The organism is Pseudodonghicola flavimaris, assembly GCF_030164425.1.
Taxonomy (GTDB): Bacteria; Pseudomonadota; Alphaproteobacteria; order Rhodobacterales; family Rhodobacteraceae; genus Pseudodonghicola; species Pseudodonghicola flavimaris.
The window spans coordinates 30,809-46,606 of the sequence record NZ_JASNJD010000024.1; the positions used below are offsets into that span (position 1 = coordinate 30,809).

A 15,798-nucleotide genomic window follows, 5' to 3' on the forward strand; every position below is an offset into this window, starting at 1 on the left:
CGCAACACACGTTTTGGTTGTTTACAACGGAGGATCATTGCCTTCGTGAAAAGGACAGCCGATGAAAGATATCCACAGCCTGCTGGCCGCCAGGCGGCGCCCCCGCCTGCTGCTGCGCGCCGCCCGGATCGGCGCCCGCGACTATCGCCGCGGCGCGCATTTGCCGCGTCTTCTGGGCTATGGCCAGCTGCCTGCGACCGCACCGGCGTTGCTGCGTCTTCTGGAGATCGAAGACGAATACGACAGCCAGCGCCGCGCCGGCGACGCCGGCTATTCGCTGGTGCGCCATCTCGACGTGCTGATCGCGCTGATCGGTGAGGCTGAGCTGCTGCAGACCCCGCCCGAGGCGGTGGCGCCCACGACATGCAAACGGGCGGCACCGGTCTGATCCGGCACCGCCCGTCGAAAGATTGGTAACTCCGAGATGCCTTACATGAAGGCGTCGGGCATCGAGGCTTTCTTGCGCTCGACATACTCCTGCAGCGCCTGGGCGATGCCCGGGTCCAGCGCCGGCTGCTGATAGCTGTTCAGCAGATGTGCCACCCGGGCGGAGGCCAGCGCCTGGGTGTCGCGCGCACCTTCTTCTTCCCAGGTCTCGAAGGGTTTGTAATCGAGAAGCTCGGTACGCCAGAACGCGGTCTTGAAATTGGCCTGGGTATGGGCACAGCCCAGATAGTGGCCGCCCGGGCCGACCTCGGCAATGGCATCGAGCGCCTGGGCGTTGACATCCACCGGCACCCCTTCGGCCATCTTGTGCAGCACGCCGAGCTGATCGGCGTCCATCACGAATTTCTCGTAAGAGGACACCAGCCCGCCTTCGAGCCAGCCACAGGCGTGCAGCATGAAGTTCACCCCGCCCAACAGCGCCGCGTTCAGGGTGTGGGCGGTTTCATAGGCCGCCTGCGCATCCGGCAGCTTGGAGCCGCAGAGCCCGCCGCCGGAGCGGAACGGCAGGTTCAGCCGCCGCGCCAGTTGCCCGGCACCATAGAGAATCTGGCTCGCCTCCGGGGTGCCGAAGGTCGGCGCGCCCGAGTTCATGTCGATCGAGGTGACGAAGGCGCCGAAGATCACCGGCGCGCCCGGGCGCACCAGCTGACTGTAGGCGATGCCGGCCAGAACCTCGGCCAGAACCTGCGTCAGCGTCCCCGCCACCGAGACCGGCGCCATGGCGCCGCCGACGATGAAGGGCGAGACGATGCAGGCCTGATTGTTGCGGGCGTAGACCTCCAGCGCCCCCATCATCACATCGTCGAAGGTCATCGGCGAGTTGATGTTGATCAGCGAGGTCATCACCGTGTTGTCCTGCACGAAGTCCTTGCCAAAGAGGATTTCGCACATCTCGACGCTGTCCTGCGCCCGGCTGGGTTCGGTGACCGAGCCCATGAAGGGTTTGTCGCTGAGCGTCATATGCGCCAGCAGCATGTCCATGTGACGCTTGTTCACCGGCACATCGGTCGGCTCGCAGACGGTGCCGCCGGAGTGATGCAGGTACTTCGACATATAGCCGAGCTTCACGAAATTGCGGAAATCCTCCATCGTCGCATAGCGCCGGCCGCCGGCGGCATCGCGCACGAAGGGCGGACCGTAGACCGGGGCGCAAACCAGCGTCTTGCCGCCGATCACCACGTTCTTATCGGGATTGCGGGCGTGCTGGACATAGCTGGAAGGCGCGGTTTCGCACAGCTTGCGCGCCAGCCCGCGCGGGATACGCACCCGCTCGCCCTCGACATCGGCGCCGGCGTCGCGCCACAGCGCCAACGCGCCGGGGTTGTTGACGAAATTCACCCCGATCTCTTCCAGCACGGTTTCCGCGTTGGTTTCGATGATCTCCAGCGCCTCTTCGGTCAGGATCTCGAAATTCGGGATGTTGCGCTCGATGTATTTCGCGGTCTCGATCCGGATCGCGGTGCGCTCGGCCCGCCGCGCGGCACCGCCGCCTCCCCGACCCCGCCGCCGTGCTGCTGCTTCGGCCATGTCAAATCCTCACCCTAGGCGTCTCTTCATCTCTCTATCTACCCTGCCGCCGGTGGACTTCAGAGAAGGATTGCGGCCTGTGGCGGTGAAAAGCGACATAAACCCGCCGCTAGGACCGATTTCGCCCCGGGGGTCCCGCGCCGGGCGCCGCGCGTGGGCCCACCGGGGAAGATTTCCACCTCCCGCGCCGGTGCGGCGCATCTGCCCTCTTGCCAGCCGCGCGGGCAATCTCTATGGGCCAGACATGACCCAGACATCGCATGACCGCCTCCTCATCATCGACTTCGGCAGCCAGGTGACGCAGCTCATCGCGCGCCGCCTGCGCGAGTTGAATGTCTATTGCGAAATCCACCCCTATCAGAACGTGACCGACACGTTTCTGCAGACCTTTGCGCCCAAGGCCGTGATCTTCTCCGGCGGGCCGGATTCGGTCGTGCGCGAAGGATCGCCGCGGCCGCCGAAATCGGTCTATGACCTCGGCGTGCCGATCCTCGGGATCTGCTATGGCCAGCAGGTCATGATGCAGGATCTGGGCGGCACCGTCGAAGCCGGCGAAAGCCACACCGCGGAATTCGGCCGCGCCTATGTCACCCCCGGCGCCGAGCGGATCGAGCTGCTGGCCGGCTGGTTCCTGGAAGACCGCGAACAGGTCTGGATGAGCCATGGCGATCACGTGAGCAAGCTGGCCCCGGGCTTCGAGGTCTACGGCACCTCGCCCGGCGCGCCCTTCGCCATCACCGCCGATCTGTCGCGCAATTTCTTCGCGGTGCAGTTCCACCCGGAGGTTCACCACACCCCGAACGGCCCGACGCTTTACGAGAACTTCGTGCGGCTGGCGGGTTTCACCGGCGACTGGACGATGTCGGCCTATCGTGACGAGATGGTGAAATCCATCCGCGAACAGGTGGGCGACGCCAAGGTGATCTGCGCGCTCTCCGGCGGGGTCGACAGTTCGGTCGCCGCCGCGCTGATCCACGAGGCGATCGGCGAGAACCTGACCTGCGTCTTCGTCGACCACGGCCTGCTGCGTCTGAACGAGGCCGAGGAAGTCGTCGGCATGTTCCGCGACCACATGAACCTGAGCGTGATCCACGCGCAGGAGCAGGACCTGTTCCTGGGTGAGCTCGAGGGCGTTTCCGACCCCGAGACCAAGCGCAAGATCATCGGCCGCCTGTTCATCGACGTGTTCCAGAAATACGCCGACCAGATCGAAGGCGCCGAATTCCTGGCCCAGGGCACGCTTTATCCGGATGTGATCGAAAGCGTTTCCTTCTCTGGCGGGCCCTCGGTGACGATCAAGTCGCACCACAACGTCGGCGGCCTTCCTGAGAAGATGGGGCTGAAACTGGTCGAACCGCTGCGCGAGCTGTTCAAGGACGAGGTCCGTGCGCTGGGTCGCGATCTGGGCCTGCCCGCCAGCTTCATCGGCCGCCATCCCTTCCCGGGACCGGGGCTGGCGATCCGCTGCCCCGGCGAGATCACCCGCGACAAGTTGGAGATCCTGCGCAAGGCGGATGCGGTCTATATCGACCAGATCCGCAAGCACGATCTTTACGACGAGATCTGGCAGGCCTTCGCCGCCATCCTGCCGATGCGCACCGTCGGCGTGATGGGCGACGGGCGCACCTATGATTACGCCCTGGCACTGCGCGCGGTGACCTCGGTCGACGGCATGACGGCGGATTACTATCCCTTCAGCCACGAATTCCTGGGCGAGACCTCGACCCGGATCATCAACGAGGTGAAGGGCGTGAACCGGGTGTTCTACGATTGCACCTCGAAACCGCCCGGGACCATCGAACTGGAGTGATCACATCGCCCCGGCCCTGCGCCGGGGCTTTTCATTTCAGTAACTTACATCAAAAACCCGATGCGATACACGAACTGAAACGGGCCCTGAGACGGCGCGTTTCGCGCAAATCGCCTTGACCTCCCTCGGCTTTGCCGTTTCGGTACGCGGCGAGGAAGGAACACCCCATGCAGGATCAATCGCCCGCCGCTATCGGCCGTGCCGCGCTGTGGATGACCGGCGCCATTGGCTGTTTTTCGGCGATGGCGGTGGCCGGGCGCGAGGTCAGTGGCACTTTCGATACCTTTGAGATCCTGATGTATCGCAGCGCCATCGGCCTGGTTCTGATGCTGGGCTTTCTCAAGCTGACCGGCCGGATCGGCCAGATCAACCGCCGCGACTTCGGCCTGCAGCTGATCCGCAACCTGGTGCATTTCTCCGGCCAGAACCTGTGGTTCTACGCCATCGCGCTGATCCCCCTGGCGCAGGTCTTCGCGCTGGAATTCACCTCGCCGCTCTGGGTGGTGCTGCTGGCGCCGCTGGTGCTGGGGGAACGGCTGACGCCGACACGGGCGGCGGCCGCCGCCATCGGTTTTGCCGGCATCCTGATCGTCACCCGCCCCAGCGCCGCGACGCTGAATGCCGGGGTCTTCGCCGCCGCCGGCGCGGCGGTGTTCTTCGCCCTGACCGGGCTTTTCACCAAGCGGCTGACACGGACCCACAAGGTCGGCAACATCATGTTCTGGCTGTCGCTGATGCAGCTGATCCTGGGCACCGTCACCGCCTGCTGGGATGGTCAGATCACCCTGCCCGATCTCTCGACCCTGCCCTGGCTGGCGGTGATCGCGGTCACCGGGCTGGTGGCGCATTCCTGTATCGCCAACGCGCTGGCGATCGCGCCGGCAACCGTGGTGATGCCGATCGATTTCGCCCGGCTGCCCACCATCGCGGTGGTCGGCATGCTGCTCTATCGCGAGCCGCTGGATATCTGGGTCTTCGTCGGCGCGGCTGTCATCTTTGCCGGCAACTACCTAAATATCCTGTCGGAAACCCGGCGAACCCGGCTGGCCTGAGCTCCCGGACCCTCACGCCCGATTGACCCCGCCGGCGCCGCTGGCTAGAGCAGGCCACGAACTGGTTCGGAGGCGGCATGCTTTATCCCACGGCAGAGGACTGGCGCGCGGCGGCGCGCAAACGGGTGCTGTTCTTCGGCATGTCGGGTCTGGGCAAGACCTATGTCAGCAACATGCTGCGCGCCACCGGCGACTGGTTCCACTACAGCATCGATTACCGGATCGGCACCCGCTACATGGGTGAATACATCACCGACAACGCCAAGGCCGAGGCGATGAAGGTGCCCTTTCTGCGTGATCTGCTGCTGTCGGATTCGATCTACATCGGTTCGAACATCAGCTTCGACAACCTGACCCCGGTGTCGACCTATCTGGGCAAGCCCGGCAATCCCGACCTGGGCGGGCTGCCGATCGCGGAATACCGCCGGCGGCAGGAACAGTTCCGCCTGGCCGAGGTGCATGCGTTGCTCGACACCGAATACTTCATCGACCGGGCCGAACGACTCTATGGCTATCCGCATTTCATCTGCGACACCGGCGGATCGATCTGCGAATGGATCGATCCGGCGAACCCCGACGACCCGGTGCTGAGCGAACTGGCCAAATCGACCCTGATGATCTGGATCAAGGGCGACGAGGCCCATACCGCCGAGCTGATCCGCCGCTTCGACCGGGCGCCGAAACCGATGTCCTATCAGCCGGAATTCCTCAGCCGGGTCTGGGATCAGTACCTGAGCGAGAAGAACCTGACCGAGGCCGAGGTCGATCCCGACAATTTCATCCGATGGACCTATGCCCAGGCACTGGCCCACCGCCAGCCGCGCTATGCCGCCATGGCGGACCGCTGGGGCATCACGGTGACCGCGGATGAGATCGCCGGGCTGCGCGATTCCCGCGATTTCGACGCGCTGATCGTCAAGGCGCTGAACCGACGCGGCTGAGCCGTCAGCGATAGCAGAGCGCCTGCGCCTGCCGCAACGCCTGGCCCGCCCCGGCGAGGGAGCCGGCCAGCATCGGCTGGCCCGCTCCATCGCGGACCACCAGCCAGCTGCCCTGCGCCATCGCCTGCAACACCGCCGCGCCCGGCATCAGCGTCACCGTCAGCTCCTGCCGGCGGCGGTCGAAGGGCATGGGATAGCGCGCCCGCCCGATCCCGAAAGAGAAGATCCCCGCCGCCGCGCCGCTGCCGTAGAGCATCAGATACCCCGCCTGCCCCGGCGCGCACATGAAATAGACCCCGGTGGGATCGCTGTCAGAGAGCGTGGCGCCGGCGTAATAGGTGATCCCGTCGGCCGCGAGCCCGCTGCGCCAACCGCCGCGCAGGACCGGGATCGCAGCGGTGCCCGGTGCCTCTTCGCCGCTGCAGTTTCGCGCCACACATTGATTGTATTCCCGACTCGCCGCCCCTGGGGAGCCTGACAGGCAGCGCCAGATGCAGCGCTGTGTCTCTCCCACGTCGAAGGCCGCCGCCGGTGCGCCAAGGCTCAGCGCGGCAATCGTTCCGGCCATCGCGGCCACTGCCGCCAGCATCGCCCGTGTCATATTGCCCGCACCATCCTTCCCTGCTCCTCGCCCTTACCGTCGCGCCGATGCAGAGCCGTCATCACCGCGCGGCATCGGCGCGGGCGCTTGGCATGGCGCCCGGGTCAGTCTATCTAGCGGGAAGAAGAAAAGGAACGCTTTCGCCATGCCCATCAAGATCCCCTCTGACCTGCCTGCCTATGACGTGCTCACGCGCGAGGGCGTCATGGTCATGTCCGAGGATCAGGCGGCACGGCAGGACATCCGGCCGCTGAAGATCGGGCTTCTGAACCTGATGCCGAAGAAGATCCAGACCGAGACCCAGTTCGCCCGGCTGATCGGCGCCACGCCCTTGCAGATCGACCTGTCGCTGATCCGGATGACCGAACATCAGACCAAGACCACCTCGGCCGAGCATATGGAGGAATTCTATCGCCCGTTCCAGGAGGTGAAGGACGAGAAATTCGACGGGCTGATCATCACCGGTGCGCCGATCGAACATCTCGATTTCGAGGATGTCACCTATTGGGACGAGATCCAGGAGGTCTTCGACTGGTCGCAGACCCATGTGCATTCCACCTTCGGCGTCTGCTGGGGCGGGATGGCGATGATCTACTACTTCCACCGGGTGAAGAAACATATCCTCGATCACAAGGCCTTCGGCTGTTTCCGTCAGAAGAACATGCAGCCGGCCTCACCCTTCCTGCGCGGGTTCTCGGACGACTTCATCGTGCCGGTCAGCCGCTGGACCGAGATGAAACAGGCCGAGATCGATACCGTGCCGGAACTGGTGACGCTGATCGGCAGCGACGAGACCGGGCCCTGTCTGGTCGAGGACCCGGGGCGTCGCGCGCTCTATGTCTTCAACCACTTCGAATACGACAGCGATACGCTGAAACAGGAATACGATCGCGACGTCGCCGCCGGCGGCGATATCCTGATGCCGGTCAATTATTTCCCCGGTGACGATCCGGCACAGCGGCCGTCGAACCGCTGGCGCAGCCAGGCGCATCTGCTTTACGGCAACTGGATCGGCGAGATCTATCAGACCACGCCGTTCGACATGTCCCGGATCGGCCAGGAAAGCACCGATCTGCGCAAGCGCGGCTGAGCCATGCTGCTGCGGGGGCTGCTGCCCGGTCTGGCGGTGCTGGCGCTGTTCTGGTCACTGACCCTGTGGCGCGCGACCCGGGCCGAGGCACGGGCCGAGGCAGATCATCCGCCCGGCGGCCAGTTCCTGACGCTGGCCCATGGCCGGGTTCATGCCGAGGTGATGGGACAGGGTCCCGATCTGGTGCTGATCCACGGCTCGAACGGCAGCACCCGCGACATGAGCTTCGCCCTCGCCCCGTTGCTCGCGCAGCGCTACCGGGTGATCCTGTTCGACCGGCCGGGGCTGGGCTATTCCGATCCGCTGCACCGCCGTGGCGCCAGCATCGCCGAACAGGCCGATGTGCTGGTGCAGGCTGCGGCCGAACTGGGCGCCCGGCGTCCGATCGTCGCCGGTCAGAGCTATGGCGGCGCGGTGGCGCTGGCCTGGGCGGTGCATCATCCCGACCGGCTGTCGGCGCTGGTGCCGATCTCCGCCGCCTCGCACCCCTGGGACGTGCCGCTCGATCTGTTCTACCGGATCACCTCGTCGCGGCTCGGGCGGATTCTGGCGGTGCCGCTGATCGCCGCCTGGGTGCCGACCTCCAAGGTCAACAGTACGCTGGAGGAGGTCTTCGCGCCGCAGCCGGTGCCGCCGGGCTATGCCGGCCATTTCGGCGCCCGCCTGCCGCTGCGCCGCAGGGCGATGCGGGAAAACGCGCTGCAACGCGCCAATCTGCTCGACGAGATCGAGGCGCTGGCACCGCTCTATCCCGGGATCGGCGTGCCAACCGAGATCGTCCACGGCACCGCCGATATCACCGTCGATCCCGGCCTGCATTCCGACGCCCTGGCCCGCCGCATCCCCGCCGCCCGGGTAACCTGGCTGGAGGGCATCGGTCATATGCCCCAGCATGTCGCCGCCGAAGAGGTGGTCGCCGCCATCGACCGCGCAGCGCAGCGCGCGGGTTTGCGTTAAGCGGTTTAACATTCCATATAGAGTGTCGAAACAACAGGAAGACGGCCCGATGGACCTGCCCTTTGACGGTGCGATCACCAAGTTCTTTGAAACCGATGCGCCCGACAGCGTGCGCAAGGCGCTCAAGCGCGCCGAAAAGGACGATATCCTCACCCGCGATTACCCGCATTCCGAACGGCTGGGCCGCAAGGTCTATGAACGGGAGCTGGAGGCACTGCATATCGAGCTGGGCAAGATGCAGGCCTGGGTGAAACAGAGCGGCGCCCGCGTCGTCGCCGTGTTCGAGGGCCGCGACGCCGCCGGCAAGGGCGGCACCATCAAGCGGTTCCGCGAATATCTGAACCCGCGTGGCGCCCGGCTGGTGGCGCTGCCGAAACCCACCGACGGCGAACGCGGTCAATGGTATTTCCAGCGCTATATAGATCACCTGCCCGCCGCCGGCGAAATCGTCTTCTACGACCGCAGCTGGTACAACCGCGGCGTGGTCGAGAAGGTCTTCGGCTTCTGCACCGAGGAAGAGCGCGAACGCTTCTTCCGCCAAGTGATTCCCTTCGAGCAATCGCTGGTCGACGACGGCATCTATCTGTTCAAATACTGGCTGAACGTCGGCCAGGCCGAACAGCTGCGCCGCTTCATCGCCCGCGAACGCGATCCGCTGAAGCAGTGGAAGCTGAGCGATATCGACGTCAAGGGGCTGAAGCTCTGGGATCAGTACACCGATGCGATCTCGGAAACCCTGACGCGCAGCCACAGCCCCTATGCGCCCTGGACGGTGCTGCGCGCCGACGACAAGCGCCGCACCCGGCTGGAGGCGATCCGCCACATGCTGCTGTCGCTGAATTACGACCACAAGGATTTCAAGGCCATCGGCAAGCCCGACATGCGGGTCTGTGGCGGGCCGGATATCTGGGATGGCTAAGCGCGGCTATCACCACGGAAACCTCAGGCAGGCTCTGGTCGAGGCGGCGTTGCAGCTGATCGAGGCCAAGGGTCCGACCGGTTTCACCCTGTCGGAGGCGGCAAAGACCGCCGGGGTCACCCCGGCGGCGGTCTATCGCCATTTCGCCGGGCGCGAGGAGCTGATCGCCGAGGCCGCCCGGCAGGGGTTCGAGATCTTCGCCGATCTGATGGAATATGCCTATAACACCGGGCTACCCTCGGCGCTGGCCGCCTTCGAGGCGACGGGACGCGCCTATCTGGCCTTCGCCCGCAAGCACCCCGGCCATTACATCGCCATGTTCGAAAGCGGCATCTCGCCCAACCGCACGCCGGAGCTGGCCGCGGCCTCGGCGCGGGCCCGCGGGGTGCTGGAACAGGCGGCGACGAAGCTTTCCGAACATATCCCGGCCGACAAACGGCCCCCGGCGTCGATGTTCAGCGCGCATATCTGGGCGCTGAGCCACGGGGTGGTCGAGCTCTATGCCCGCAACAATATCGCCGCCTCGCCGTTTTCGCCCGAGGATCTGCTGGAGGCCGGCATCGGCATCTACCTGCGTGGCCTGGGGCTGATCGCGCCGGACGGCTGAGCCGTCGCCAGCCCGTTTACAAGCCCCGCGGATTTTGCCAGAAAACTGAAATACCGATAAAATCATTTCCTTTCACATGTCCCCCCGCAGGACGAATGCGAAAGCGGGCAGACAGGATAGCGACAGCAGAATGAAACTTTTTTCCCGCCGGGCAGAACGCAAGCGCCACCAGGACGATCCGATTACCGATGACGAGCGGTTTATCATCGGCAAATGCATCCGCGACGGCGATATCGTTCTGGATGTCGGCGCCCACCACGGCAAATGGTCCGAGGCGGTGCTGCATCACAAATCCGCCGATCTGCATGTCTTCGAAGCCTCGCGCGACGCCTATGACAAGCTGCAACAGAGCCTGAGCGACCGGGTGACGCTGAACTGGAATGCGGTCACCAACTGCGGCGAGGACATGACCTTTCACGTCTACCGCGACGACGCCCGGCTCAGCTCCCTGCACCGGCGCCACAGTGTCGAGGACAAGCTGCTCACCGCCGGTTTCGATGCCATCACCGTGCCCGGCACCACGCTGGACAGCTACTGGGCCGGCCGGCGCGAACAGATCCGGTTTCTCAAGGTCGATGTCGAAGGCGCCGAATACGATGTGCTGCGCGGCGCCGATGCGCTGCTGCGGCGCGGCCAGGTGGATTTCCTGCAATTCGAATATGGCGGCACCTTCTTCGATGCCGGCGTGTCGCTGCGCAACGTCTGGTCGCTGCTGCGGCGCAACGGCTATCGCGTGCTGCGGGTGGAGAAACGCAAGTTCACCGAACTCAGGCAGTTCACCGACCGCGACGAAACCTATCAATACACCAACTTCCTCGCGCTGCATGAGCGGCTGATGGGTCCGTTCCTGAAACAGGGAGGCGAGATCGAGCTGGATTTCGACCTGCTCGACCGCTACGGCATCCGTCCCCGCGGGGCGCTGCATGTGGGTGGCCACAAGGGGGAGGAGATCGCCACCTATCGCGCCCGCGACATCAGCCCGGTGGTCTTTGTCGAGGCCAATCCCGGCCTGGCCCAGGGGCTGCGCGACCGCTTCGCTGCGGATGCCGATGTCACCGTGATCGAATGCGCCGCCTCCGACAACGAGGGCACTGCACGGTTCAACATCACCTCGATGGATCAGTCGAGCTCTCTGCTCAAGCTCAAGGATCACGCCAAGCTTTACCCCAAGATCGGCGTCGCCGAAACGGTGGAGGTCCGCACCGCCCCGCTCGACACGCTTCTGGCCGAGGCCGGTGTCGATCCCGCGACACTGGATTTCATCGCCATGGACATTCAGGGCGCGGAGCTTATGGCGCTTCGGGGTGCCACAGAAACGCTCAAGCATATCAATGCTCTGCAGCTCGAAGTGAATTTCTCGGAACTCTATGAGGGCTGCCCGCTGATCGCCGATCTCGACGATTTCCTCGGCGCGCATGGCTTCATCCGGGTGATGACCAACACGCCTTATTCCGAGGAATGGGGCGACGCGCTCTATATCCGGCGGCCGATGGTGACCTGCTCCGCGGTCGGCAACATGGGCCGGTTCGGCAATCAGCTGTTCCAGTCGATGTTCATCCACAGCTATGCGCGCGAACATGATTTCATCGCCGCCACCCCGGCCTGGGTCGGCGACGAAATGTTCCACACCCCGCCCGGGCTCGACCCGCTGCCGGAAATGCCGTTTCAGGTGGCCGAGCTGCGCGACCGACACGATCTGGAAACCAGCAATGTCGCCAACGATCCGCAGCTGCATCCGAACAGCGATTTCACCGGGTTTTTCCAGTTCCACAGCCGCTACTACAAACCTTACAAGCCGCAGATCCTGTCGGATTTCGCCTTCAAGGGCGCCTATGCCGAACGCGCCGCCGAGATCGCCGCGCTGTTCGCCCGGCAACCCGGCCCGGTGGTCCCGCTGCACCTGCGGCGTGGCGATTTCGGAACCGGAGTGTTCTTTATCGCACCGGAAAGCTGGTACCTGGACTGGCTGCAGGAACTGCGGGCCGAGGCGCCCGACCTGACGCTCTATATCGCCTCCGACGACCTGCAGGCGGTGCTGCCGGCCTTCGCGGGGTTCAACACGCTGACCGAGGCCGACCTGCCGGCGACCGATCTGCCCGAGCCCTTCTTCACCGATTTCGCGGCGCTGACGCTGGGCGATCATCTGGCGATCTCGAACAGCTCGTTCTCCTTCGCCGCCAGCCTGCTGAACCGCAGCGCCCGGAGCTTCATGCGCCCCTGTCTCAGCGAACAGCGGCTGGTGCCCTACGATCCCTGGAACGCCCCTGTCCTGCTACGCGCGCATGAGGCCGAGGATGTCGGCGAGGAGTTCATGAGCGATCACGCCAAGGGCCGGTCCAAATACAAGTGGCGCAAGCTGCGGAAACTCTTTGGATGAGCCTGCCGGCCCATTTCATCAACCTGGACCGGGTGCCCCAACGCGCAGACTTCATGCAGGCGCAATGTGCCATCGCCGGGTTCGATCGGGTGCACCGTTTCCCGGCCGTGGATGCCGCCAGCGCGCCGATCAGCCGCCGCTATCGCCCCGGGCGCTGGGGCGCCTACTGGAGCCTGCTGCCGTCGGAGGTGGCGGTGTTCGAAAGCCACCGCGCGCTCTGGCAGCGGGTCCGCGATGACGGCGCGCCGGCGGTGCTGATGGAGGATGACGTGCTGCTCTCGGCCGAGGCCGGCGCGGTCTGCTCCACCCTGGCGCCGCATGCCGACCGCTATCACATGATCAAGCTGGACGCGCCGGGCGATCCCCTGCGTCTGGGGCCGGAGGTGCCAATGGCGGGGATGTCGCTGCGGCCGCTGACCGGTGTGATCCCCAGCGCCGCCGCCTATATTCTGACGCCGGAGGGCGCCGAGATCCTGTTGCGCCGGTCGGAGCGGTATTGCGACCATCTGGACGATTTCCTGACCCGACCGCACCCGGGCTACCGCGCGTTCCAGCTCAGCCCCATCGTGGCGATGCAGGGCATGTTTTCCGACCTCAGCGGCCGGCCGGAAATTCCCGCCAGCATCGCCGGCAGCGAACGCACCGCACCAGCCCCGAAGGCGCGCGCCGACAAGGGACCGGTGCCCTACCGGCTGGCAAAGGAGATCAGGCGCAGCCTGCGGCGGCTGTCCCGCAGGCTTCATGGAGATCGGGCGCTGCTGGCGCGGGGCGGCTTCATCGGGACAGTGCCGCGCAGCCCGGATCTGCCCCCCTACTGCAAGTAGCCGCCGCTCCTGCAGATCACGGCAAGAGATCAGTAGCGCCGTGCTGCCTGTGGGGCGCTCAATTCAGATCCGACACTGACCAGATCGACCGCACCCAGCCCCTTGATCTCGGTCGGGCCGATATCCGAGACATGGAATTCCTCCGACAGTGCCGCCTTCATCGTTTCCGGCGCCACGATATGCATCGGCTTGGCGAAAACCTGCAGCCGCGAGGCCAGATTTACCGCCGGCCCGAACACGTCATAGACATATTTCTGGATCCCCACGACAGAGCCCACAGCAGCACCGGTGCCCAGCCCGATGCGGGCCCGCCAGGTGTGCTGGTGGCTCTCGTTGCGCCGCTCCAGATACCGCAGAAAACGGGTTGCGCAATGCGCCACCGCTGTGGCGTGGTCCGGCGTCGGCTCCGGCATTCCGGCCACCGCCAGATAGGCATCGCCGATGGTCTTGATCCGCTCGCAGCCGTATTGCTCCACGATCCGGTCGAAAGCGGTGAAAATATCGTTCAGCTCCCCCAGGGTGATGGTCGGATCGGTCCGGGCGGCGAAATCGGTGAAATCGACGAAATCCAGCATCACCACCGAGATCTGCGGATAGAGCTGCGGCGTGACCACCCCGAAGGTCTTGAATTCCTCGTAGACCGAGCGCGGCATCAGGTTCAGCAACAGCCGCTCCACCCGCTCCTTCTCGCGCTCCAGTTCCCGCGTGTTCCGCTCGACCATGGTGGAATAGCTGTCGATCATGCTTTCCAGTTCGCGCATCCGGGTGATGTTCTGGCATTCCACCACCAGAAGCTGTTCCTCCGGCTGGTCGGCGGAGGAGATATTCACCGCGAAGACCAGCGTGCGCCGCTTCAGCTTGATCTGCAGCTCGGCGGAGTAGCGCAGCCCCTCGCCCTGCTGCTGGCCCAGTTCCTCGGGGTCGAGCGCCTCCATCACCTCCGGTAGGGTTGCCCCCGGGCCGGGTGTACCGAACCACTCGGCAAACGGCTGGTTATGGAACACGAAGGTCAGGTCGGAGGCCCGCACCACCGCGACCCCCACGCCGATGGCCCGCAACAGCTGTTCGTTGATCGCGGCGAGGCTCATGCCGCGGACCGGGCGACGATGATGCCGCGCTTGCCTTCGATCGCCTCCAGCACCAGCCCGACATCGGTGGCCCCGACGCCGTGATCGGCCAACGCCTCGCTCAGCAGCGCGGCCATCTCGTCGAAATCCGCATGGCTGATCCCCAGCGCGCGATGCACCGCTTCCAGCCGATCGTCGCTGAACGAGGCCGGGCCGCCCATCAGCGAGGAGATGAACTTGGTCTGATGGTCGATCAGCCGGGGCATGTCGACATCGGCGAAGTAATCGCCGATCTGGTCTGAATCGAGCGCCATTTCGTAAAACGTCATGACGATGCGGCTGATCGTTTTGAACCCGCCGTATTTCTCGTAGAGCGTCTGCGGCATCGCCTCCTCCCGTCAGCCCGGGCGCATCAGGCACCTTGGGCAGGATACGCCAATTCCCGCAGAAAGTTAACTCTACGTCAAGCCCGGCACGGAGATGGCCGCGAAAGCCGGGAAACCGCCGCATTTTGCAGCGCAAACGAAAAGGCCGCGCCCCTTGGGCACGGCCTTTCCGAAAATCTGTTCCGAAAGCTTAACGCTTGGAGAACTGGAACGAACGGCGGGCTTTGCGCTTACCGTATTTCTTCCGTTCCACCACGCGGCTGTCGCGGGTCAGGAAGCCGGCGGCTTTCAGAGCGCCGCGCAGCGACGGATCGTACAGCTGCAGCGCCTTGGAGATGCCGTGCTTGACCGCGCCGGCCTGACCGGTCAGGCCACCGCCCTTGACGGTTGCCATCACGTCGAATTCGCCTTCGACACCGGCCACCTGGAACGGCTGGCGCAGGATCAGCTGCAGCACCGGACGGGCAAAGTACTTGTCCATTTCCTTGCCGTTGACGACGACCTTGCCGGAGCCCGGCTTGATCCAGACGCGGGCAACCGCGTCTTTCCGTTTGCCGGTGGCATAGGAGCGGCCCAGTTCGTCACGGACGGGCTCACGCGAGATGACCTCTTCGGTCACGACTTCGACGCCGGCGACTGCGCCCAGCTCTTCGAGAGTATTGATCTGATCAGCCATCTGTCTCAGCTCCGGGTGTTTTTCTTGTTCATGGATTTGACATCCAGAACTTCGGGGCTCTGGGCCTCATGCGGGTGTTCGGCACCGGCATAGATGCGCAGGTTGGTCATCTGCTGGCGCGACAGGCGGTTGCCCGGCAGCATGCGCTTGACGGCCTGATAGACCACACGCTCGGGGTGCGCGCCTTCCAGGATCTGCTGTTTGGTGCGCGATTTGATGCCGCCCGGATGGCCGGTGTGCCAGTAGAAGTGCTCTTCGCGCTTCTTGCCGGTCATCTGCACCTTGTCCGCATTGATGATAATGACGTTGTCGCCCATATCCATATGCGGGGTGAAGGAGGCTTTGTGTTTGCCACGCAGGCGCATGGCGACGATCGAGGCAAGACGGCCCAGAACAACGCCTTCGGCGTCGATCAGGATCCACTTCTTGTCGATCTCTGCAGGGGTCGCAGAAAAGGTTTTCATCGGATCAGTCCCGTTTGACGTGATGCGCGGGACAAGGTTTGGCCCGCAGCGAA

At 64.7% G+C, this 15,798-nt stretch carries 16 protein-coding genes; 10 read left to right on the plus strand and 6 right to left on the minus strand.

Annotation, left to right across the window (positions count from 1 at the left end; translation table 11 throughout):
* The first annotated feature begins 61 nt into the window (after positions 1-61).
* On the plus strand, positions 62-388 hold the full coding sequence (locus tag QO033_RS21875; RefSeq protein WP_284483029.1) for a DUF6477 family protein: 327 nt from the start codon (positions 62-64) through the stop codon (positions 386-388).
* A 41-nt stretch (positions 389-429) separates the two neighbouring features.
* Here the strand turns inward: QO033_RS21875 and QO033_RS21880 are convergent, their stop codons facing one another.
* On the minus strand, positions 430-1,974 hold the full coding sequence (locus QO033_RS21880; RefSeq protein ID WP_284483030.1) for a trimethylamine methyltransferase family protein: 1,545 nt from the start codon (positions 1,972-1,974) through the stop codon (positions 430-432).
* A 244-nt stretch (positions 1,975-2,218) separates the two neighbouring features.
* Between QO033_RS21880 and guaA the strand changes: the two genes are divergently transcribed.
* The 3 genes from guaA (at position 2,219) to QO033_RS21895 (ending at position 5,777) form a co-directional block, all read left to right on the plus strand.
* The gene (gene guaA / locus QO033_RS21885) at positions 2,219-3,784 is read left to right on the plus strand and encodes a glutamine-hydrolyzing GMP synthase (protein WP_284483031.1); all 1,566 of its coding nucleotides are present in this window, start codon (positions 2,219-2,221) and stop codon (positions 3,782-3,784) included.
* A gap of 167 nt (positions 3,785-3,951) precedes the next feature.
* Entirely contained in the window at positions 3,952-4,836 is an 885-nt protein-coding gene (locus QO033_RS21890; RefSeq protein WP_284483032.1) for a DMT family transporter, read from the plus strand.
* 77 nt (positions 4,837-4,913) lie between these two features.
* Positions 4,914-5,777, plus strand: a complete 864-nt coding sequence (locus tag QO033_RS21895; protein WP_284483033.1) for an ATPase — start codon at positions 4,914-4,916, stop codon at positions 5,775-5,777.
* Positions 5,778-5,781: 4 nt separating this feature from the next.
* Here QO033_RS21895 and QO033_RS21900 read toward each other — a convergent pair whose 3' ends face one another.
* A complete protein-coding gene (locus tag QO033_RS21900) occupies positions 5,782-6,378 on the minus strand; it encodes a hypothetical protein (protein ID WP_284483034.1) in 597 nt (198 codons plus the stop codon).
* A gap of 145 nt (positions 6,379-6,523) precedes the next feature.
* On the opposite strand from QO033_RS21900, the gene metA reads away from it, so the two are divergent.
* From metA to QO033_RS21930, 6 genes are all read left to right on the plus strand, one after another.
* Entirely contained in the window at positions 6,524-7,468 is a 945-nt protein-coding gene (gene metA, locus QO033_RS21905) for a homoserine O-acetyltransferase MetA (protein ID WP_284483035.1), read from the plus strand.
* A gap of 3 nt (positions 7,469-7,471) precedes the next feature.
* On the plus strand, positions 7,472-8,425 hold the full coding sequence (locus tag QO033_RS21910) for an alpha/beta fold hydrolase (RefSeq protein ID WP_284483036.1): 954 nt from the start codon (positions 7,472-7,474) through the stop codon (positions 8,423-8,425).
* Between the two features lie 49 nt (positions 8,426-8,474).
* Positions 8,475-9,344, plus strand: coding sequence for a polyphosphate kinase 2 (gene ppk2 / locus QO033_RS21915; protein WP_284483037.1), 870 nt, complete (start codon positions 8,475-8,477; stop codon positions 9,342-9,344).
* Positions 9,337-9,951, plus strand: a complete 615-nt coding sequence (locus QO033_RS21920; protein ID WP_284483038.1) for a TetR/AcrR family transcriptional regulator — start codon at positions 9,337-9,339, stop codon at positions 9,949-9,951. Before ppk2 ends, QO033_RS21920 begins: the two co-directional genes overlap by 8 nt.
* A 130-nt stretch (positions 9,952-10,081) precedes the next feature.
* Positions 10,082-12,328: an FkbM family methyltransferase gene (locus tag QO033_RS21925; protein WP_284483039.1), complete on the plus strand. Its 2,247-nt coding sequence runs from the start codon at positions 10,082-10,084 to the stop codon at positions 12,326-12,328.
* Entirely contained in the window at positions 12,325-13,152 is an 828-nt protein-coding gene (locus QO033_RS21930) for a glycosyltransferase family 25 protein (protein WP_284483040.1), read from the plus strand. The genes QO033_RS21925 and QO033_RS21930 overlap by 4 nt, the downstream gene beginning before the upstream one ends.
* A 29-nt stretch (positions 13,153-13,181) precedes the next feature.
* On the opposite strand, the gene QO033_RS21935 is transcribed toward QO033_RS21930, so the two are convergent.
* The 4 genes from QO033_RS21935 to rplM form a co-directional block, all read right to left on the minus strand.
* On the minus strand, positions 13,182-14,240 hold the full coding sequence (locus QO033_RS21935; protein ID WP_284483041.1) for an adenylate/guanylate cyclase domain-containing protein: 1,059 nt from the start codon (positions 14,238-14,240) through the stop codon (positions 13,182-13,184).
* On the minus strand, positions 14,237-14,605 hold the full coding sequence (locus QO033_RS21940) for a group I truncated hemoglobin (RefSeq protein ID WP_284483042.1): 369 nt from the start codon (positions 14,603-14,605) through the stop codon (positions 14,237-14,239). Before QO033_RS21940 ends, QO033_RS21935 begins: the two co-directional genes overlap by 4 nt.
* 190 nt (positions 14,606-14,795) lie before the next feature.
* Complete coding sequence (gene rpsI / locus QO033_RS21945; RefSeq protein ID WP_284483043.1) at positions 14,796-15,281, minus strand: 30S ribosomal protein S9; 486 nt, start codon at positions 15,279-15,281, stop codon at positions 14,796-14,798.
* A 5-nt stretch (positions 15,282-15,286) separates the two neighbouring features.
* Positions 15,287-15,745, minus strand: coding sequence for a 50S ribosomal protein L13 (gene rplM, locus QO033_RS21950; RefSeq protein WP_284483044.1), 459 nt, complete (start codon positions 15,743-15,745; stop codon positions 15,287-15,289).
* Positions 15,746-15,798: the final 53 nt, after the last annotated feature.